16 protein-coding genes and 1 pseudogene are annotated in these 19,844 nt (G+C 59.8%); 7 read left to right on the top strand and 10 right to left on the bottom strand.

Annotation, left to right across the window (positions count from 1 at the left end; all coding sequences use genetic code 11):
- The first annotated feature begins 448 nt into the window (after positions 1–448).
- A complete protein-coding gene (locus tag AC5ZGW_RS37140) occupies positions 449–883 on the top strand; it encodes a tetratricopeptide repeat protein (protein WP_130227210.1) in 435 nt (144 codons plus the stop codon).
- A gap of 130 nt (positions 884–1,013) precedes the next feature.
- On the opposite strand, the gene AC5ZGW_RS37135 is transcribed toward AC5ZGW_RS37140, so the two are convergent.
- The gene (locus tag AC5ZGW_RS37135; RefSeq protein WP_130227209.1) at positions 1,014–1,586 is read right to left on the bottom strand and encodes an OsmC family protein; all 573 of its coding nucleotides are present in this window, start codon (positions 1,584–1,586) and stop codon (positions 1,014–1,016) included.
- A 397-nt stretch (positions 1,587–1,983) separates the two neighbouring features.
- On the bottom strand, positions 1,984–3,162 hold the full coding sequence (locus tag AC5ZGW_RS37130; protein WP_130227208.1) for an alkene reductase: 1,179 nt from the start codon (positions 3,160–3,162) through the stop codon (positions 1,984–1,986).
- Between the two features lie 86 nt (positions 3,163–3,248).
- Here AC5ZGW_RS37130 and AC5ZGW_RS37125 point away from each other — a divergent pair, with 86 nt between their 5' ends.
- Entirely contained in the window at positions 3,249–3,626 is a 378-nt protein-coding gene (locus AC5ZGW_RS37125) for a winged helix-turn-helix transcriptional regulator (protein WP_130227207.1), read from the top strand.
- Between the two features lie 108 nt (positions 3,627–3,734).
- Here the strand turns inward: AC5ZGW_RS37125 and AC5ZGW_RS37120 are convergent, their stop codons facing one another.
- The 4 genes from AC5ZGW_RS37120 to AC5ZGW_RS37105 are packed head-to-tail and all read right to left on the bottom strand — an operon-like array spanning position 3,735 to position 6,859.
- Positions 3,735–4,532: an ABC transporter ATP-binding protein gene (locus tag AC5ZGW_RS37120; protein WP_130227215.1), complete on the bottom strand. Its 798-nt coding sequence runs from the start codon at positions 4,530–4,532 to the stop codon at positions 3,735–3,737.
- Positions 4,526–5,557 (bottom strand): ABC transporter permease, encoded by a 1,032-nt coding sequence (locus tag AC5ZGW_RS37115; protein ID WP_130227206.1) that lies wholly within the window; start codon positions 5,555–5,557, stop codon positions 4,526–4,528. Before AC5ZGW_RS37115 ends, AC5ZGW_RS37120 begins: the two co-directional genes overlap by 7 nt.
- Positions 5,532–5,693, bottom strand: a complete 162-nt coding sequence (locus tag AC5ZGW_RS37110; protein ID WP_165435305.1) for a hypothetical protein — start codon at positions 5,691–5,693, stop codon at positions 5,532–5,534. The genes AC5ZGW_RS37115 and AC5ZGW_RS37110 overlap by 26 nt, the downstream gene beginning before the upstream one ends.
- Positions 5,694–5,722: 29 nt before the next feature.
- Positions 5,723–6,859: an ABC transporter substrate-binding protein gene (locus tag AC5ZGW_RS37105; protein WP_165435307.1), complete on the bottom strand. Its 1,137-nt coding sequence runs from the start codon at positions 6,857–6,859 to the stop codon at positions 5,723–5,725.
- A 798-nt stretch (positions 6,860–7,657) separates the two neighbouring features.
- Here AC5ZGW_RS37105 and AC5ZGW_RS37100 point away from each other — a divergent pair.
- The 3 genes and pseudogenes from AC5ZGW_RS37100 to AC5ZGW_RS37090 form a co-directional block, all read left to right on the top strand.
- A complete protein-coding gene (locus AC5ZGW_RS37100; protein ID WP_130227204.1) occupies positions 7,658–8,101 on the top strand; it encodes a helix-turn-helix transcriptional regulator in 444 nt (147 codons plus the stop codon).
- A gap of 172 nt (positions 8,102–8,273) precedes the next feature.
- Entirely contained in the window at positions 8,274–9,224 is a 951-nt protein-coding gene (locus tag AC5ZGW_RS37095) for a c-type cytochrome (protein WP_130227203.1), read from the top strand.
- Between the two features lie 93 nt (positions 9,225–9,317).
- A pseudogene (locus AC5ZGW_RS37090) lies at positions 9,318–9,820 on the top strand (transposase); the annotation flags it as partial.
- Positions 9,821–9,917: 97 nt separating this feature from the next.
- Here AC5ZGW_RS37090 and AC5ZGW_RS37085 read toward each other — a convergent pair.
- The 4 genes from AC5ZGW_RS37085 to AC5ZGW_RS37070 form a co-directional block, all read right to left on the bottom strand.
- A complete protein-coding gene (locus AC5ZGW_RS37085) occupies positions 9,918–11,204 on the bottom strand; it encodes a flavin-dependent oxidoreductase (protein ID WP_130227202.1) in 1,287 nt (428 codons plus the stop codon).
- Positions 11,205–11,305: 101 nt separating this feature from the next.
- Positions 11,306–12,031, bottom strand: a complete 726-nt coding sequence (locus AC5ZGW_RS37080) for an alpha/beta hydrolase (protein WP_130227201.1) — start codon at positions 12,029–12,031, stop codon at positions 11,306–11,308.
- Between the two features lie 266 nt (positions 12,032–12,297).
- Entirely contained in the window at positions 12,298–13,476 is a 1,179-nt protein-coding gene (locus AC5ZGW_RS37075) for an MFS transporter (protein WP_130227200.1), read from the bottom strand.
- Between the two features lie 112 nt (positions 13,477–13,588).
- Entirely contained in the window at positions 13,589–14,215 is a 627-nt protein-coding gene (locus tag AC5ZGW_RS37070) for an HD domain-containing protein (protein WP_130227199.1), read from the bottom strand.
- A 909-nt stretch (positions 14,216–15,124) separates the two neighbouring features.
- On the opposite strand from AC5ZGW_RS37070, the gene AC5ZGW_RS37065 reads away from it, so the two are divergent.
- On the top strand, positions 15,125–16,519 hold the full coding sequence (locus tag AC5ZGW_RS37065) for an efflux RND transporter periplasmic adaptor subunit (protein WP_496114049.1): 1,395 nt from the start codon (positions 15,125–15,127) through the stop codon (positions 16,517–16,519).
- Positions 16,520–16,545: 26 nt separating this feature from the next.
- Entirely contained in the window at positions 16,546–19,710 is a 3,165-nt protein-coding gene (locus AC5ZGW_RS37060; protein ID WP_130227198.1) for an efflux RND transporter permease subunit, read from the top strand.
- Positions 19,711–19,844 lie beyond the last annotated feature (134 nt).

Raw genomic sequence — 19,844 nt, 5'->3', positions numbered from 1 at the left:
CAGAGTAGCCCGATCATTCTTCCAGCTTAGGCGATTCCGTCACCTCATCAACTCGGATAAGGTTTTCGGTACACACAGATCTCGCAGACATTTTTGATTTGCAGAATCGCTTAACAAGCAGCGTCATAGGCGCTATTTCTCCGCAGCTTGAGCGAGCCGAAATGGAGCGCGTCCGGCGCAAGCCAACGGAGAATCTGAAGGCTTATGACTACTATCTTCGCGCGCTGTTTGTCGCCTACCAGCAAACCCGAAAGGGAAATGTTGAAGCTCTCAGGCTGACGAAAATTGCAATCTCGCTCGATCTGCGTTCGCCCGGGCCTACGCTTTTGCAGCAAGTAATTTTGGACAGAAGAAAGCGTGGGCGTGGACAAGGAATGCTGCCCAAGAGCGGGCTGAAACCCGGCAGCTTGCCGAACGAGCGATACAGCTCGACCAGGATGATCCTCTGGTGCTTGCGTTGTCAGGACAAGCGTACTCATACGTACTCGAAGAGCCGGAGAAAGGGGAAGCTCTTTGTGCAAGCGCCATTGCCCTCGATCCCAATTCGGTTTTGGCGCGCAATTGGAAAGGCTGGACAAATATTTATCTCGGAAATGACGACGCTGCGATTGAGCAGTTTTCGGCGGCAATTCGCCTAAGTCCTCTCGATCCTCGCTTGTTTTTGATTCAAACCTGGATGGCATACGCTCATTTCTTTGCTGGATGGTATGAAGATGGTCTGTCCTGGGCCACGAGTGCCATCCAGAGCCAGTCAAATTTTCCCCGCGACCGTGGCCACGAGTGGCGCGGCATCCTCGGGCAATACCGGCGGCAGGGACGAATCGCTGAAAGTCATGACATACATCCTGATGTTACTGCTATATCCGAAGCCAAGACACCTTGATCGCCGCGATCAGTTCGGCGGTCGTGTCAAGAGCATCGGATCGACCAGTTTGCCTTTGAGAGCGCGGCGGCCAGCTGCAGGCCAGCTGCAGTACGGCCGAGATTTCGTCCGGGGTTGCACCAGCGTGCAATCACTCGACGATCAAGGCAGGTTTGAGAGCCACAGCCTCGGATAAATTGTAGAAGTTGGGCGAGGTCGCCATGACCGCCTCGTGGACCTCGACGAACTGTTCTTTTGTGCCGCTACCCTTGATACGGACGGTATATCTGAGGGTCTCGTAGCCTGGGGGCACGGCAGGATCGATCCCGAGGAAGCCGCGAAGATCGATCTCGCCATCGGTTTCGATCGACAGGCTTTCGAGGGTGATTCCACGCACCGCGCACTGCGCCACGTATCCGACGGTCATGCAGGCGTTGAGCGCCGCGATCAGATGCTCCTGCGGATTGGCGAAACGGTTCGTTCCGCCGAGTTCGCGAGGCTCGTCGATGTCGATGCAGAACCGGCGCGGCACCTTTTCTCCGCCCATCTCATAACGCTCGATTTCGGCGCGGCTCCGCGTCTGGCCCTGCCAGGTCGTGACGGCGTGCCAGTTCGTCTTGCCTTTGGCAGGTTTGCGCTTGACGTCGTCGATCAGCGCAACCAGGTCGTCGACATTGATGCCGTTGACGACGGTGGAGTCGGCAGTCTTCGTTGGTGCACCCATCATGGGGCTCCTTTGCTTGGGTTGGGTTAGACTTCACGTTTGGATTATTGCAGCGTCGCAAGCGCCTGCTGGATGCGCTGGCCCTGCTTTTCAGTGATCAAGCTCGACAGCACCTTGCTGAAGTGTGGGTGCTGGGCGCCTGAACGACGGAATTGTAGTCCTTGTCGCCCTGTACTTTCGGTTCAGATGGCCACCCTTCCGGTCGATCCACCGCCATCGACGAATAGGGTCTGCCCGGTGATACAACTGGCCTGCCACGGGCGATGCCGACCACATGATGATCGGCATCGGCGAGCCGCGTTGAGAGTGCGCGCCAATGCCTTTGCTGGCACCGGTGACGAGAAATGTTCGTCCGCAGAAACCGCCCGGCACCGGACGCCTCGACCCACCGCCGCGGTCAGGCTGCATCGCGTGCAGCACTACCGATCGGATAAGCAGGGAAGTCCGTGAAACCCACCTCGCCGCGTCGGGTGTAATAAGTTGATCGGTCCGCTACGGCTAACGGCCAGCCGTGCTTGAGACGCTCAACAAGGTCCGGGTTTGCGATATATGGTCTGCCGAAGGCGATCAGGTCCACCAACCCGGTGTCGAGCGAAGCCTGGGCGCGCTCGCGGTCATTGAAGCCGCCACACCAGATGAAGGCGCCAGGAAACACCGCCCGAGCCTTGGCAAGCAGCGCGTGGTCGAGGTACCGAGGCTTGAACTCCGCCGCCTCCATGTTTCCTTCGGGCAGTAGCTCGTAGAGCAGATGGATGTACGCCACGCCGCGACGCCCCAGCTGCTCGACAACGTACAGAAACGTTTCCTCCGTAAGAGGGTCCGCCGGCATGGAGCCGTACTTGCCGAACGGAGACAGGCGAACACCCACGCGCCCCGGACCGAATTCAGCCACCACCGCATCGACGACTTCCATCAGGAAGCGCGTACGATCTTCCATGCTGCCCCCGCCGTAACGGTCGGTGCGCGTATTGAGCACCGAGTTCATGAACTGCTCGATCAGATAGCCGTTGGCCGCATGGAGTTCGACACCATCGAATCCGACCTCCCGTGCATTGGCGGCGGCTTTGGCGAAGGTGCCCACCATGGCCGACACCTCATCCGTGCTGAGAGGCCTCGGCGTCTCCACAGACATAAAACGCAACCGTCCGTCCGGGCCATGGGCGAACACCTCTGAACCCGCAGCCCTTTCGCCGGTCACGCCCACCGGGGCCTGGCCGTTCGGCAGAAGCGAGGAATGGCCCAACCTGCCGACGTGCCACAACTGCATAAAGATCGTGCCGCCATGCCGGTGAACCTCATCGGTCACCAGGCGCCAGCCCTGCATTTGGGCTTCCGAGTGGATTCCGGGTATCCTCGCGTAACCATGACTGGACTGATCCACGTCGTTGACCTCGGAAATGATCAGGCCGGCGCTGGCCCTCTGGCCGTAATAGGTGGCGATCATCTCGTTCGGGAGGTCACCATCGGTCGGGAGGTCGCCTTCGGACGTTCGCGTGCGGGTCATGGGTGGCATGACGATGCGGTTCTTCAGCGGAACAGTGCCGCCAAGCAGTTGAGTTTCGAACAGGTCGGCCATAGATCATCCTCCGATCAGATTTCTGCCGAAGGTTTATTCTTCGGTAGTCGTTCCGATCTACACACGAATTGGTCAGTGGTCGGCGGATGAAGATCATCAAGAGACTACCCGGCTTGCCGGTCGAGCGCGCGCTAGGCGTCTTTTCGGGACGCTGGAAGGCGGTCATCCTTTCCGTGTTGCTGGACGGCCCGCAACGCACATGCGAGCTGGAAAAGCGCATTGCCGGCATCTCGCAGAAGGTGTTGATCGGGCAGCTGCGAGCGCTTGAGGAACATGGAACGGTGAGCCGGCAGCCCAGCGCCGACGATCGTCAGGGGGTCGAATACCTGCTCACCCCGCTCGGCGAAAGCCTGCGGCCCGTGTTGGATTCCCTCATAGAATGGGGAGCCCATCACGCCAAGGAGCTCGATGAGCTCGATAGGCTTCTGCCATGCGATGCTGTCGTCCGCGATCGTCCGACCTGACGCCTATCGGTTACCGCGCAGGCGCGCCAGCGCGGTCTCGATGTACCTCGCGCAGGCGCTGTCGCCCACGACGAGACATCGCACGTGCCGTCAACGCCCGGCCGCTGCTCACCAGTTCGCATCCAATCCAAGCAGCCCCAGAATGTTGCTCCGTAACTGCGCCAGCTTGGGATCGCCGCGGTGCCTGGGGAAGGGACGATCGACCGTCATGTCGGCCTTGATGCGCGCGGGGCGGTCGCTGAATACGATGACGCGGTTGGCCATGAAGACCGCCTCTTCAACGTCGTGCGTCACCATCAGCGTGGTGAAGCCGCTGCGCTGCCAGAGCGCGGCGATTTCCGCCTGCATGGAGATGCGTGTCAGCGAATCGAGCTTGCCGAGCGGCTCATCCAGAATAAGTATCCTGGGGTTGTTCACCAGCGCTCGTGCCAGCGCGACCCGCTGGGCCATTCCTCCCGAAAGCTGATGCGGGTAGGCGTTGCGAAACGCAGAAAGCCCGACGAGGTCGAGCGCCGCATCGACGCGGGGGCGTTGGCTCTTTAAGACACCCTGGGCCTCGAGCCCGAGCGCAACGTTTTTCCAGACGGTTCGCCACGGAAACAGCGTCGGATCCTGAAACACCACCACCCGCGACGGGAATGGCCCATTGATCGGACGACTATCTTCGAACAACGCGCCCGATCGCGGCGGTTCAAGCCCGGCCACCAGACGCAGCAAGGTCGACTTTCCGCATCCCGAGGGACCGAGCAGCGCGACGAATTCGCCCGGTCTTACGTTGAAGCTAACGTCATTCAGTACCGGCAGCGCGGCGCCATCGATGTCAAAGGCGTGGCTGACGCCCTCGACATTCAGCGACGCGCCGACGGCAGCCGGCCGATCAGTTTCAGCGATAGCAACCGCTACCATTTGACGACGCCTTTCTGCCAGACCAGCAGCCGGTCGCGCGTCCTGAACAGCAGGCTGATCGCGCCGGAGCACAACAACGACATAACGATCAGCGCCGCATACATGTTTGCGTAAGCTGCCCAGCCCTGCGCCCATTGCAAATACCACCCGAGCCCGGCCTTGACGCCCATCATTTCGGCAACGACCAGAACGGCAAAGGACGATCCAAGACCCATAAACAGGCCTACGAACACGTGCGGCAGCGCCGCTGGAATTGCGACCTTGAGCACCAGGAAGGAAGGCTTCGCCCCCAATGTTCGCGCGACATCGTAATAGGCATTGCCGACGCTTGCGACGCCCGACCAGGTCAGCACCGTGACCGGAAACCCGGTGGCCAGTGCGATCAGGAACGTGCTCGCGCTCCAGCTCGACGGAAACGTGAACAAGGCAAATGGCAGCCATGCCGTTGCGGGCAGCGGCCCGATGAAGCGCAGGGCAGGATGTACCCAATAGCCGACGGCGCGCGACCATCCAATCAATACGCCGGCGAGAAAGCCGATCGCTGCCCCGAGCGCATAGCCGACAAGCTGAAGCTTCACCGATGCAACGGTGCTGGCCAGAAGCTTCGGCCAGTCGTCGGTGTAGACTTCGACAATGGCTTGCGGCGGCGGAAAGAACGGCAATGGCAGCCATGCGAACTTGGCGGTCGCGATTTCCCATATGGTCAGGAACAGCCCAAACGCCAGCAGCCATGGCGCCCGCGACTGTAGGCCGCTGCCAAACCGGCCAAACAGAGTTGCGGTGAGAATGCCACCAGCGAACACGAATGACGCGACCGCCACGTCATGGGTCCGCGACCAATCGCCGAGGTCTTGCCACAGCAGGCAGGAAAGTCCGAAGCCGGTCCACGCCAAGGCTGCCAACGCACCCGACGCATTTTTCGCAACCGATATCGGAAACGACAGCGAATGGCTCGCGGCGGCGGCTTTATCTCCGGTAGATCGCGCCAGTGCCGGCGTCTTAGACCCTGTCGAATACGTCGACATAAATCCGCTCGGCGAATTTCGCGGTATCCGCGCCCGGCTTGAAGACCGAGACGCGTTTTAGATCGTTCGCATCGGTCTTGCCCATAGCGATGCACTCCAGAAGCTGGTCGGTCGGTGAGCTCATATTGATGCCCATGCGGTGGTCGCGTCTTTCGGCATCTTCGATCAACCGGTCACGTCGACGACCACGCGGTTGGCGAGCTTTTGGGGATCCGTACTCTGCTTGATGATCGACGCCCGTTTGAGGTCGCTCGTGATCCTGACGACTTCCCGACGCAGCGCATCGCCCGCAGGATGGTGTCCATGCGTGTGGCTGCGCAGCATCGCCGCAAGGTCTGCGACCGGAACTTTCGGTGTGTATGGTGCGAAGACCTCAGCGGCGTCATCGGGGTTGGTGGCGACATAGACGGCCGCATCGTGGATGGCATTCGTCAAGGCGGTGACAGTCGCGGGATCTTTTGCCCATAGAGAGGCACGGACACCCATCGTGCAGCAGGACAGGTTGGCGTAGTCGCTGGAGAGATTCGAGGCGATCTCCACCAGCTCGCCGTTGCTGCGATGCTGTATCAGCCACGCTGTCGGATCGGCGTCGGCGATCGCCTGGACTTCTCCGCGCTTTAGCGCGATCGGCAGCAGGTCCGCCGGAAACTCGCGCCATTGAACGTCGCTTTCCGGGTTGATGCCATTGTCGGACAGCAAGATCGCGAAGAAATTGCGGGGCGAGCCGGAAATGCTGGACACGCCGATCGTCCCGCCTTTGAGTTTCGTGATATCGGTGATGCCCGATGTCTTGCCGGCGAACAGGCGTGTGCAGCCGCCGTGCAGGCCCGCTGTGAGCTTCACATCGATGCCCTGCTCAAGCGGCTTGAGCCAATTCAGCAGCATGCTCGAACCGGCGTCGGCTTTGTCCGTCGCAAGCGCCTGCAGCATCTGGTCGGTCTCGCCGGCGACCTGAATAAATTCGACATCCAGGTTATGCTTGCCAAAATACCCGTGATGCAAAGCGACCGGCACCGCCGCAGTGCAGATCCCGGTGCCATTGTACACAAAGCGAATGTGTCGTGGCGGCCCCTTTGGATCGGCGTAAGTGCTCTCGGATGCTCGGCAGATCGGGATGTCGCCGATGCCGTTTGCGGCGGCTGTCGATCCAAAGCCGGGGAACGCGTTCGCCGCTTTCAACACAGCAAACGGAGCAGCGGCACCCAGCACTCCTGTGAAGCCGACAAACTTGCGTCGCGACAACGGCGCGAGCCGACTGAGATCGGGCGAAGCCGGTCTTGAGGATGCCTGAGGGTCGTTCATTCCTTGCTCCTGAATCATCGAGAACGTCCGGGTTGAGAGGGTGCAGTGAATGCGCATGGTGGTGCAAGATCGAGCCGCAATGTCGACTTTCACGTTGTCGTGCCTGCAACGTTGCGCGCGTGTGAAGCGGCGCTCGATCGCATCGATCGTGAAAGCAAACGCCAACTCCATCACGGAGACGGCAGGACGCCGAAGCCATCTGCTGAATCGGGAAGCTGTACTGGCCGCAGATGATCAGCGACCCGAGTTCGGCCACTGTTACCCCGCTTGAGTTTGCATGAGACCCGCATCGACACGACGCAACAGCGCTGTAACCCGACGCGATCCCGGTGACGATCAGGCAAAAATGTGCGCTGTCGGCTTATCGAAACAGTACCAAGATTGATCATTCCAATTGCACCATGCCCTGTTGCGCCGGCCCGGCGCACGATGTCGTGATCAAACGCCACGACAATCGCGTCTTCGATGGCCGCGCACAGATGACGGCAGCATCAAGCTGTCGCCGCGCATCGACCGGCACTGGTTCGCGTCAAGGAAGCGCGTCAAAACGTGCGGCTCTCATCACGGCTTCACTGCGGCGCTGGGTGGTCGGCATTTGGACAGACGCGTTCGGCCTGTGCTTGCAGTCGCCGGAGGATCGACCCGCGCCGCGCGAGACGGAGTGAACCGCTCGACAAGCAATGTCCGGATTGGGCCAAGTTCGAAAGTTTCAAAGTTCGAAAGTCTGGCCACTCTGGAACGCGTGCATCACGCCTGCTGTTCCAACTCGTTCTGGACGCCGTCGACGTCGAGCAACCGATGCCAACCTCGGCTGCCAACTATATGCAGTTAGCGGTTTACGATCTGCTCGGAGCGGTATTCGCGCCGCTGGACCCAGTACCAGGCCCCCTTCATTCGGATCGGTTGTTTAAGCGCATCTGCGATGTCATCAAGGATCGCTTTGCCGACCCAGATTTCGGTCCGAGTGAGATTGCTGCCGAGGTCGGTATTTCGCTACGTTACCTGCAAAAACTGTTCACGAACCACGGTTGTACCTGCAGCGGCTTCATTCAATCAGTGCGCCTGGATCAAGCGGCCCGCGCTATTAGGCGTCGGGGGTCGAAGTCGGGCCAGCCTCTGAGCACGATCGCATACGATTGCGGGTATCGCGATTACACTAACTTCGCCCGGGCATTCCGCCAACGCTTCGGTCACGCACCCGGCGTTCATGTGCAGGGCGACAACGTTCAACCCCGTGCGTGACGTAAGGCACGAAAGGGCGCGTTAGGCCCACGACGCCGCTTGCTCAGTGGCCTAGCTTTGATGGCACGACGCCGACGGCTGCGTCGCGAGATTTGTCGTCAGCGTGAACGACCGGCAGATTCCATTCTGCTCAGTTCACTTTCCCGTGCGCATCATTTGTCTAGGAGTAGCAATGCAAAACATCGTTGCGCTGGTGGCGTTGATCGCCATCGCCGCGTTATTGGCTTGGTCTGGTTTCCGCACATGGCGTGTTAAAAACCGCATCATCAAATGGGGTGGCGCAAGCCTGTTGGCGCTGCTGTCCGTTGCGGTGTTGTCTGCCAGCGCGCTCACGTCGCTGGGGATGATCAAGCAGCACAGCCGCTCGGCTCCCATCCCTGATATCAAGGTTGCGGCAACCCCCGAACTCGTTGCGCGTGGCAAGGATATCTCCGACGGTCTGTGTGGCGCCTGCCATTCACACACTGGCACGCTCACCGGCGGCTACGATCTCGCCGTAGAACTCCAGGTTCCAATTGGGTCCTTCGTGGCTGCAAATCTTACTCCGGCCGGGCCATTGAAGCACTGGTCGGATGGCGAGATCTTCCGCGCCATTCGCAACGGCGTTGACGCGGAGGGCCGGTGGTTGACAATGATGTCCTACGTCAGGGCCGGCCGACTGAGCGACGACGACATCAAGGCTGTGATCGCGTATATCCGTAGTGTGCCGGCGTCAGGAAATCCGACGCCGGATCCGCCCGATCACATGAATCTGCTCGGCCTTGCCATGCTCGGCGCAGACCTGCTGCCAAGCGGCAACCCGATCGTCACCGGACATGTCTCAGGGCCGTTGAAAGGGCCGACCTTTGAGTTTGGCGAATACATCCTGGCGTATCAAGACTGCCGTGCGTGCCACGGCGAGAATTTGACCGGCGGCGTGCCCGGGCAGTTGGCGCCGCTCGGACCGGACCTCAATCTGGTCAAGGACTGGACGCAGGCCGGCTTCATTGCAGCCATGCGTACCGGCATCGATCCCAACGGTCACCAGATCAGCGAGCAAATGCCGTGGCGTTCTGTCGGAAAAATGGAGGATGACGAGCTGGCCGCGATCTATCAGTATCTGACGCATATGCCCAACTCGTAATGCCGGTTGCATTGCGAGCATCAGCACACTGGAGCCGGCCGACGGAGTCGTCGGCGCGCGATCATGCGATCCGGCGCATTCATAAACGCCGTGCTCGACCTGCAGTCATTGCATCGGGTCCGCGAGCGAATGGTCAGGCAGCGTAGTGGCATCATCAAGCACTCCGCGCCTTTATGCTGGAACGCGGCATTTGCGGTTTGACAAGGACAACACTTTTCGCGAACGGAATCGCCGCCCGTCCTGGCCGCGCCACCCGAGGCTATCGCCGCGCATGGTGCGTTTGTAAGGGCTGGCTTCGGATTGGCGTCAACTCGATGTCCGGATCGAGCAAGTATCGGTCGGAGAGCTTAGCAGGCAAGCTGCCGGATGTGAACGACTGACGGGCATCCCGGGCACCCATTATCTGGAGTGCCATAGTGGCGGCGATTGGAATCGGCGATAGCTTTGCCAATGGCTGCGGCTTCGCCGCTTGGCTTGAACTGGTTCCCATGCAGATCTCGACCGGCGACGCACAAAATCTCGCCAAGATGTCGAAGCGTGGCAATCGCTACCCGCGCGTCGTGTTCGTGCAAGCCGTCTGGGTCGCCCTTGAAAGGTCGGGCCCAATCGATGGCAGGCTATGGGCGCCGCGGCGGCATGACAGAAGACCACGTGTCTTCTCGAAGCCGTCGATAAGGCTGCCTGCAAGTGCTACTAGTGGCTGGCGAGCCCTGTTAATCGCGCATAGCCGCCAACTATGTCAGCGAGCTCTGCGGTCGTGATCACGTCCTCCAAGCGGTTGAAGCCTTTCGGTGCCCGCTCGGCCACCAGATCCAGCACGCGCTCGGGCCCCCCTCTACGATTGTTGCATACGACCTCGGCAGTCTTGGGTCGTCTCTCAGCCTCATAGGCGCTGAGCGCCGCCTCAGGCGCCAGTTCGGACAAAAGCCTCGCCAGGCACGTCGCATCGAGAATGGCCTGGGCTGAGCCGTTCGAGCCAGTGGGATACATGGGATGTGCCGCATCGCCCAGCAGCGTCACGCGACCTCGCGTCCACCAGGGAAGCGGATCGCGATCACACTCCGGGTATTCAAAAAACTGCGGCGTGGCCCGGATCAGCGCCTCGATGTCGAGGAAGGGTAGCCGCAGGCGCCTTGCGAACGGCAGCGCCTCCTCGAGCTTGCCGGGGCGAGACCAGTTCTCACGCCGGGGCGGCGGCGATGCGCCGTCCGCCACCTTCCCGTTCATCACCCAATTGGTCAGCCGCGTTCCCGCCGATCTGCCCTCGGCGATCGGATAGACGGTCAGCTTAGCCATCGAGTCGGCGGCAATCAGCATGACATTGCCGCCCTCGAAAACAGGCCAATCCACTGCTCCTCGCCACAGCTGACTGCCTTGCCAGCGGATGCCGCCGTCGCCAGGATGCAGCAGGGCCCGCAACGCTGAGTGGATGCCATCAGCACCTACCAGCACGTCGCCACGCTCCTCCGCCTCCGTGCCGTCGGCTAGCGTGAAGCGCGCCGTGACGCCATGGCTACCCTGAGTGAATCCGTGCAGGCGATAACCGTTGCGCAAGCCGCCAACCGGCAATCGCGCCTGCGCCGCTCGCCACAGAACGCCGTGCAACCTGCCACGATGGATTGAGAGCTGGGGCACATCGTGCCCGCCCCAGAGGCCGCACTCGCCAGCCCATATCTGTTGTCCGAGGTGATTGAGATACCGCAGTTCGCGCGTGCGGATGGCGACATCGTCGAGCTCCCTTAACAGGCCGAGTGACATGAGCACGCGGGCGCTGTGTGGGAGGATATTTATGCCCACCCCGAGCTCCCGGACTTCCGTGGCGGCCTCAAAGACGGTGCAAGGAACGCCCAACTGATGCAGCGACAATGCCAGCGTCAGTCCGCCGATTCCCCCTCCCGCAATAAGAACGCGCCCATTGAGGGATCCATCGTGGCCCTTGCGCGGCACGCTGCTGGTCGGTGGCCCATGATTCTTGTTCATCCGGATCGTCTTTCGTCACAGGATCTGCCGAGCTGTTGCGGCTCGAGCCGCCGGCGTCCTCCCCGAAGCGACAAACTCGATTACCGACATTGACATCTGACTTAGTCGCGGCCGGCCGCTACGATGGCCCTCGCTATCCGCTCCGGATGTGTGAAGCTTATTTCATGAGACCCCGGAATCTGGATGAGGCGGAAAAGCCCAAGCTTCTCCGAAAGTCTCGGATGCCAGGGATGGCTATGCGGGGCCACTGTATCCTCGGTGCAGTTGATATAGGATTTTCCAACTTTCATGTCGGCCGGATTGGCGGATAGACGGATCTTGTCCCTGAATGTCTGCATCGGGTGCGGATTGAGCATTTCGTAGGCTTTTTGCGCCGTCTCAAGGTCACCATCATTGATGAAAGCTTCACGAAAGAAAGGGAACGGCAATACGACCGAGCCATCATTCCGTTCTGCTGCGAGGGCCTCTATCGCGGCGACTTGATGTGGCGAGGTCATATCTTGGATGGACTCTCCATCATTGGGAACGTAGGCGTTCCAATAGATCAGGCGCCGGATGCGGTGCAGAATGCGATCGGCCACTCCTGTAATCACCATTCCACCGTAACTGTGTCCGACAAGTATTGCATCCTGGGTGCCGGCTTCTTCCAAATATTCGACGATCGACTCTATGGCTTCTGACAAGCCGACCGCTTTCGAGTCACCAGGTCGGTTTCCTTTTATCGTAGGGGTGTGGACATCATGTCCCATGGCCTGGATCAGGGACGCCACACCCTGGAGGGTGGTACCTGTGTGCCAAGCGCCATGTATAAGCACGTAGTTCGCCATTCACCTTGCCTTTCACGATCAAATGATTTTTGCAGGCCACATCCGTTTGATCGCATTCCCCGGTGGACAATCGAACGTTCAAGGATCGATGGTTACGGTGGATCAGCGTCGACCGGCGCTACTGATGAAGAAATAGGGGGACGCCTGATCTGGAACAGAACCAAGATTAGCAAATCTCGATGTACCATTGAGCGATGGTTGCTTCGCATCCACGTTCATTCGCATTGAAATGACCGCCTTGGAGCATTCCGTCGTGATGCGGCGGGTTATGCATCCGCTGTTTCGCGCGGCTCGAGCGACGCTCGCCGGATGATCCGGATATGTGCCAACTCAGCCATAACAAGCGCAACGAATATTGACGCCGAACCGACCAGACTTAGATAGTGCACGTCGATAACGAGAATGACGATGCCGCCCAGCAAGCCTGAGCAGGCAAGCCCCGCATATAGTGCGGTGTTGTTGAGGGCCAGCAACAGGGGCGCGACGTGCGGCGCAAGCGTCACCAGCCGATGTTGCTGCGGAACGTTCAGCCCCCAGCCGGAGATGCCCCAGATCGCGACGCTCACTAGACCCGTGCCTATATGCGCGGAGGTCCACGGCAGAGCCGCGAAGTTGATCGCAGCGACGATAAGCGCGCCATTGATGATCTCACGACTACCAAAACGGTCGACTAGCCTGCCTGACAGAAGATTGCCAGCGGTTGCCGCCACGCCCCAAAGAAACAGTATTCCGGCCAGGACACCGATGTTACCCTTGGTGATGTGATCGAGCGTCAGCCCAATATACGTGTAGACCATCAACAAGCCGCCGTAAGCAAATAAAGTGGTCAGCAATGTCAGCGCGATGCGACTATCGCGGAGCGGACGGAGCCTTTCACGCAGGGTGATACGCGGAGGTGTCGGGATGGTCCGAAGCATTAGTGAGACGCCGATCATCGCTATCAGGCCAAGCCCAGCGACGGACCAGAGTGTGCCACGCCACCCGCCCAAGCCTCCGATAAACGTGCCGATCGGCGCTCCCAGTGCGGTTGCACCGGCAAGTCCCGCTGTGACGATTGCAAGGGCGCGCCCCCTTTTTTCATGCGCAACGAGCGAGGCTGCTGCGCCGAGCGCTGTGGGAGCAAACATCGCCGCGCCGAGTCCGGCCAGGGCGCGGCTGACAAGGACGGTATTGAGGTCGGTCGCAACCGCGCTAAGCGCGTTGCCGACCACGAAGATTCCGAGCGCGGACATTAGCAAGAATTTGCGTGACCATCCGCCCGCGAGAGCGGCTATGACTGGGGCCAGAATTGCGAATGACAATGCATAAATCGACACCATTTGTCCCGCAGCGCTGGCGGAAGTATTCAGCGACATCGAAATGCTCGGTAATATACCAGCGATCACAAAATTATCCGTTCCAACAGCGAACATTCCAACGGCGAGAACAAGTAGTCGACGATCCATGATTGGCCTTCTTGGTTTGTTAGCGCCTGGGTGCCGGCGCAGCACCGATGTTTCTCGGCGCTGCATATAGCAACGGTTATGCTCGGGACAGTTCAGAGGTTTGGACGAATAGTCAGTGTTTCCAGTGGGAGCCCAAAAAAATGCTGCATAAGCTCGCGCGCCGAAAGTTCGGCTCCTTCAATGCAACAATATCAAATGTGCTGTCGGGTCTCCGCTTCACCCCCTGATAGAATGCCTCGATGATCTCACGATTGAAGTCTTTGCTACGCGGATAGGCGGCAATCACTGCCTCGCGTTGTTCGCTTTGAAAATAGTCAGAGCCCCGACCCACAACATCCATTTCATACCCCTCCTGAACCAGGGCGATCTCTGGATGCATGTATTCCGGGATGTCCGGAGTCGCGTGAAGGGCCACTGCGGTCCAAACTTTCTGGATATCTCTTTCAGAGATACTATAGTTCTCAAGAAATTCGCGCGCGGCATTCGCGCCGTCCACTTCAAAGGGAAGCTGGCTCTCCCGATAGCCGTCGGTAAGGCCGATGTCGTGGAACATCGCTGCTGTGTAGAGAAGTTCTGGATCAAACGTTAAGCGCTTCCGCGTTCCAATCAGGGCGCCCCAAAAATAGACCCGAGTGGAATGGTAAAACAGAAGGTCGTCCTCTGCGTTGCGAATGAGCCGCGTTACGTCGCGCGCCATTTTGCTATCGGGAATCCTTACGCCGAAAATGTCGTTCGTCATCTGCATTCTCCTCAGCAAGCATCGAAGCTCTGGCGAGCGACGCCTTCCGCTTTGGACAACCTTGACACAAGAGATTGAAGTTGGATCGGAGTCGCTCAGGCCGCTGGTCATGGCGAGCAGATGCGTATCGTCCTAGCCATAAAGCAGTACCAAGATTTGCAATTGTGCGTGTACCATCGCGCTATGACTGCGCTCCCCATCGACCGTTTTGTGGCGCGGCCGCCGCGGCCCAGCGTCGGGGCCGCGGATCGCCGGACTCTAACGGCAGGATTCAACGAGGAAATTCCCACGTCTGCTGCTAGTCGTGCTGGAGTCGACCAGATGCACTTCGTACGTCAGGCCAATCTCCTCCAACATGATCGAGACGTTGAGAGCGTTGGCGTCGGGAATGAATAAAGTTGCAAGCGGTCTGGGTGTTTGGCGAGCCGACGCCGTGGATCTGGAAGGGTCTGGCATCTCTCACTCGCTCTTTCCGAGCCCTTCACCACCAGCGCACCGACCGGCCGGCCAAGACCTGCTGCTGCCCTGAGCGGCGGGCAGCGGCGCTCTCCTCCTAGCCGCCAGCTGGCAGGCTGATCGAGTGAACCCTAGAGCGCTAGATGCGACGACGACGCCCAGATCGTTGCTTGCAACTCGCGAAATTGGGCGCGTGAAATCGTTCGGCAGAGCTACGCTGGCTGCCTCATCGCAGCGCATGAAACATCAACTGCATTATGCGATGACTGCCCACAATGCTGAGAATCTCCGCGCGGGTGTCGATCCGCGCGAACTCCTTCGGCACATGGGCAGTGCACGCACACGATAGCTGGACTTTCTATTCAGTAGGGAGACAACATTTGGGCTCACGGGGGTCCGGATATCCGACCGGCGCCGCCGCAGCACAGTACGGTGCAATCAGAATCACCGATCTTGGTACTGTCAAACGATCTGATGGGGCACATCTCTTTCGTTGATAGCGCCTCTGCGTTGAGATGTTTCCGGCTGCCGCTCCTGCCGAGAATCGGATTGGCTCTTACCGAAAGGGTTCTCCAAAACGAGAAACGTCATGCAGAGAGATATGGACGGTCAATGGATCAAATTAGCAATCGCTCGGAGCTCGAAAAGTCACTCGGCTCCTCGCCCCCGCAACGACGGTGGAAGTTCTTGAGCACAGGCGCGGCTCTTGTAGCCCTAGCGCTCAGTTACTTCGCATTCTCCCGCTACAAAGATGATCACGCGGCGCCGCGACAAGCCGGAGCACTTCCGGTAACAGTAAGCGAACCCTTGCGGCGAGACGTCGATTCCCGGTTCGGATTCCTTGGACAGTTCTCGGCCATCGACCGCGTGGAGTTGCGCGCCCAGGTTGGAGGTGTCCTCACCGAAATTCATTTCAAGGATGGGCAAATCGTACACAAGGGCGACCTGCTTTTCGTGATTGACCCGCGCCCCTACGAGATCAAACTTGCGCAGGCGAATGCCCAGCTCCACAGCGCAGTAGCGCGTCTCGCGCTGGCGAACAATCAGCTCGAACGCTCACAATCGCTCCGGCGTGATGATTTTGCGACCCAGGAAACGGTCGACCAACGCACCAATGAGCAGCATGCCTCGCAGGCCGCGGTGGAGGACGCCAGAGCCCGCATCCGAGATGCCCAGCTCGACCTCGAATATTGCCGGGTCACGGCGCCTTTTACCGGACGAATCGGCGCCCGCCAGGTTTCGATCGGCGACCTGATCGCCGGCAGCCGAGCGGCCGTCAGCCCGACCACCTTGCTCGCAACGCTGGTTTCGCTCGATCCGCTCTATCTCGACTTTGACATGAGTGAATCCGACTACCTGGCGTTTTCACGCGAACGCGCACCCATTGCAGGCCCGCTCGCCGACACGATCGCGTTTGGCCTGAGCGACGAGACCAATTTCAAACGGCACGGAACCCTCGACTTCCTCGACAATGCTCTTGATCGCTCGAGCGGAACGATCCACGCCCGCGCTACCGTGCCAAATCCGGATCTGTTTCTCGCGCCCGGTCAATTCGCGCGGCTTCGTGTGGCTGTTGCGGCGCCGACGCCGGCTCTCCTGCTGCCCGATTCGGCGCTAGTGCTCGATCAGTCGCAACATCTGGTGATGACGGTTTCTCCGGACGCGACCGTGGTGCCGAAGGTCGTGCAACCGGGAGATCTTAGAGGCGGCCTGCGGGTGATCCGATCGGGGCTTGAACCGAACGACCGGGTCGTCATCGACGGACTGGTGCGCGCTAGGCCAGGCACGAAAGTCGTGCCGCAGCATGGTGCGATCCATTACGACGCAATCGCCGATGGCCAAGACTGAGTAAAAACTGAGACTGGAACGATCCCATGCGCCTCGCACACATTTTCATCGATAGGCCTATATTCGCGACCGTACTGAGCGTCTTCGTCACTCTGATCGGGCTTGGCGCGCTCGCCATTTTGCCTGTCGCTCAATATCCGGAAATCGTGCCTCCCACGGTTCAGGTGACGACCACCTATCCGGGCGCTTCCGCGGAGACGGTCTCGCGGACCGTTGCGACGCCGCTTGAGCAACAAATCAATGGCGTCGAGAACATGCTCTACTTGACTAGCCAATCGACCGGTGACGGCAAACTCACGGTAACCGTGACGTTCCGGATCGGGACCGACCTCAACGTCGCGCAGATGCTGACGCAAAATCGCGTTCAGGACGCCCTCCCTCGGTTGCCGGAAGACGTCCAGCGCCTTGGGGTGCTGGTGAGAAAGGCGACGCCCAACATTCTTTTGGCGGTCCACCTCTATTCGCCGGACAGTTCGCGCGACACCCTGTATTTATCGAACTATGCGACGCTGCACGTAAAGGACGTGCTGGCGCGGCTGCCCGGCGTGGGCGACGTCCAATTCCACGGCGCGCGCGAATACGCGATGCGCATTTGGCTCGATCCGGACAAGGTCGCGGCCCACAAATTGAGCGCGGGCGAAGTCCTTGCGGCACTGCGAGCGCAGAATGTTCAGGTCTCGGCCGGCATCCTCAACCAGCCGCCGGTCGCCTCGGATCAGGCGTATCAGCTCAACGTACAGACGCTAGGGCGGCTCGCTACGCCGGAGCAATTCGGCGCCATCGTGCTCAAAGCTGATTCTGAGGGGCGCGTTACCCGCATCCGCGACGTAGGTCGTGTTGAAGTCGGTGCGGCGGACTATGGCTCGACGGCTTTTTTGGACCGCGGGCCGGGCCTGCCGCTGCTCATCTTCGCCCAGCCTGGCGCCAATTCTCTGACGGTGGAGCACGAGGTCCTGTCGAGCATGGAGACGCTTTCAAAGGAGTTTCCGCCCGGCGTCGCCCATAAAGTTATCTACGATCCGACCATATTTGTCGGCAAATCCGTTGACGAAGTCATCACGACCATCTTCGTTGCGATCCTATTGGTCGTGGGCGTGGTCTTCCTCTTTCTTCAGAGTTGGCGAGCCGCGATCATTCCGGTGATTGCGATCCCGGTGTCTCTCGTCGGCACCTTTACGGTTCTCTACGCGGTCGGGATCTCCCTCAACAATCTTTCGCTGTTCGGGCTGGTGCTTGCGGTTGGCATCGTCGTCGACGACGCCATTGTTGTGGTCGAAAACGTCGAACGGAATCTGGAACGCGGGATAACGCCTGCAAAGGCCGCCTATGTCACGATGGACGAGGTGGGCGGCGCGCTGATTTCAATTGCACTGACACTTTGCGCCGTGTTCGTGCCGTCAGCATTCCTGTCGGGCATTTCCGGCCTGTTCTTCCGCCAGTTTGCGGTGACGATCGCCGCGTCGACGTTGATCTCCTGTTTCGTCTCACTGACCTTGAGCCCAGCGCTCTGCGCGGTTCTGTTCAAGGCGCACGAGCCGGGTCACAAGATTCGTCCGTCCGGCATTCGCCGCTTGGTGCGGGCAGGATTTGACAAGTTCAATTTTGGATTCGAGTGGCTGTCGACGCGGTATGGGCGCGTGACGGGGCGCCTCGTCCAAGTGACCGGCGTAGTACTGTTGGCTTATGCGGCGCTGATCGGTATCGCCGGCGTCCAGTTTGCCCGTGCGCCGACGGGGTTCATTCCGGAGCAAGATCAAGGCTATCTCATTTCCGTCGTGCAACTGCCGCCGGGTGCGACCCTGGATCGCACCGAAGCTGTCCTCAAGAAGGTGATCGACATCATCTTGACAACGCCGGGCATCGAACATGTCGCGCCTTTCGCCGGCCTGGACGCGACGACTTTCACCGTTGCCTCCAACGCCGCAACGATTTTTTCAGGCTTGCCGTCCCTGTATAGCCATCATGTCGATCGCGTCACTGCGACGACCGTGCTCGCAGACCTGCGCAAACGCCTTTCTGTGATACAGGATGCCTATGTACTGACTATCCCGCCGCCTCCGGTGCAGGGCCTCGGCACCGCCGGCGGCTTCAAGATGATGCTTCAGGATCGCGCGGGGCTTGGTTCTGACGCGCTCGCACGCGCGGCTCAAGCGCTCGTCCGGGCGGCCAACAAGGACCCGAGCTTCGCAGGCGTCTTTACCTTGTTCAACACCGGTGCGCCGTCAATCTACGCGGATATCGATCGCGAGAGAGCCGAGAAGGTCGGCCTGACCCCGACGGACGTGTTTTCAACGCTGCAAGTTTATCTCGGTTCTCAATATGTCAACGACTTCAATTATCTTGGCAGAACCTACGAGGTGATCGCGCAGGCCGACGGAAGTTTTAGACGAGATCCGCAGGATATCGCACGGCTCAAGGCGCGGAACACGTCGGACGAAATGGTACCTATTGGGACCGTGGCTAGGTTCAAATACGAGAACGTTCCGTACCGAGTGCCACGGTACAATCTTTTCCCCGCGGCTGAAATCATGGGAGTAGCCGGGCCGGGTGTGGCGACAGGCACGGCGCTGCAGAGGATGGAGGAGCTCGCCCGACAGGTTCTGCCGCCCGGCATCGGCTTCGAATGGACCGAACTGGCCTTCCAGCAACAGCAACCTGGAACGTCGTCCCTGCTCATCTTCGGCGCGGCAGCCCTGTTTGTGTTTCTGGTGCTCGCGGCTCAATATGAGAACTGGAAATTACCACTCGCGGTGGTCATGATCGTGCCAATGTGCCTGCTTGCATCGGTTACAGGCCTAGTAACACGTGGCTTACCGATCGACGTCCTGGCACAGATCGGTTTCGTTGTTTTGGTGGGCCTCGCGGCCAAGAACGCGATTCTGATCGTAGAATTTGCACGACAGGCCGAAGAGCACGGTGCCACCCCAGGTGACGCGGCGGTCAGCGCCGCGCGGACCAGGCTGCGGCCCATTCTTATGACATCGCTCGCATTTATTCTCGGCGTCGCCCCGCTCGTCGTTGCCACCGGCGCAGGCGCAGAGATGCGGCAGTCGCTAGGGACCGCCGTTTTCTCGGGCATGCTAGGTGTAACGGGATTCGGTCTCCTGTTTACGCCGGCGTTCTATACAGTGGTTCGCGGGTTTGGTCGGAAAGCAAGCCAGCCCGCGGACGTCGTCCATGCGCCAAAGTGAAGCGTAGTGTTGTTCGCCTCAGTCCTTATGAAGGGGCCAAATGTTGTCGCTCGCACTGCGAAGACGTTCTGAAGCCTTGTTGATGAAGAAACAGATCAACACCTTCGTCCCGTAGCTCCTAGAAGATGCCCAGC

Source organism: Bradyrhizobium sp. Crot121, assembly GCF_059512385.1.
Note: the sequence above shows the minus strand (reverse complement) of the source record. Positions and strands in the feature narration are given on the sequence as shown.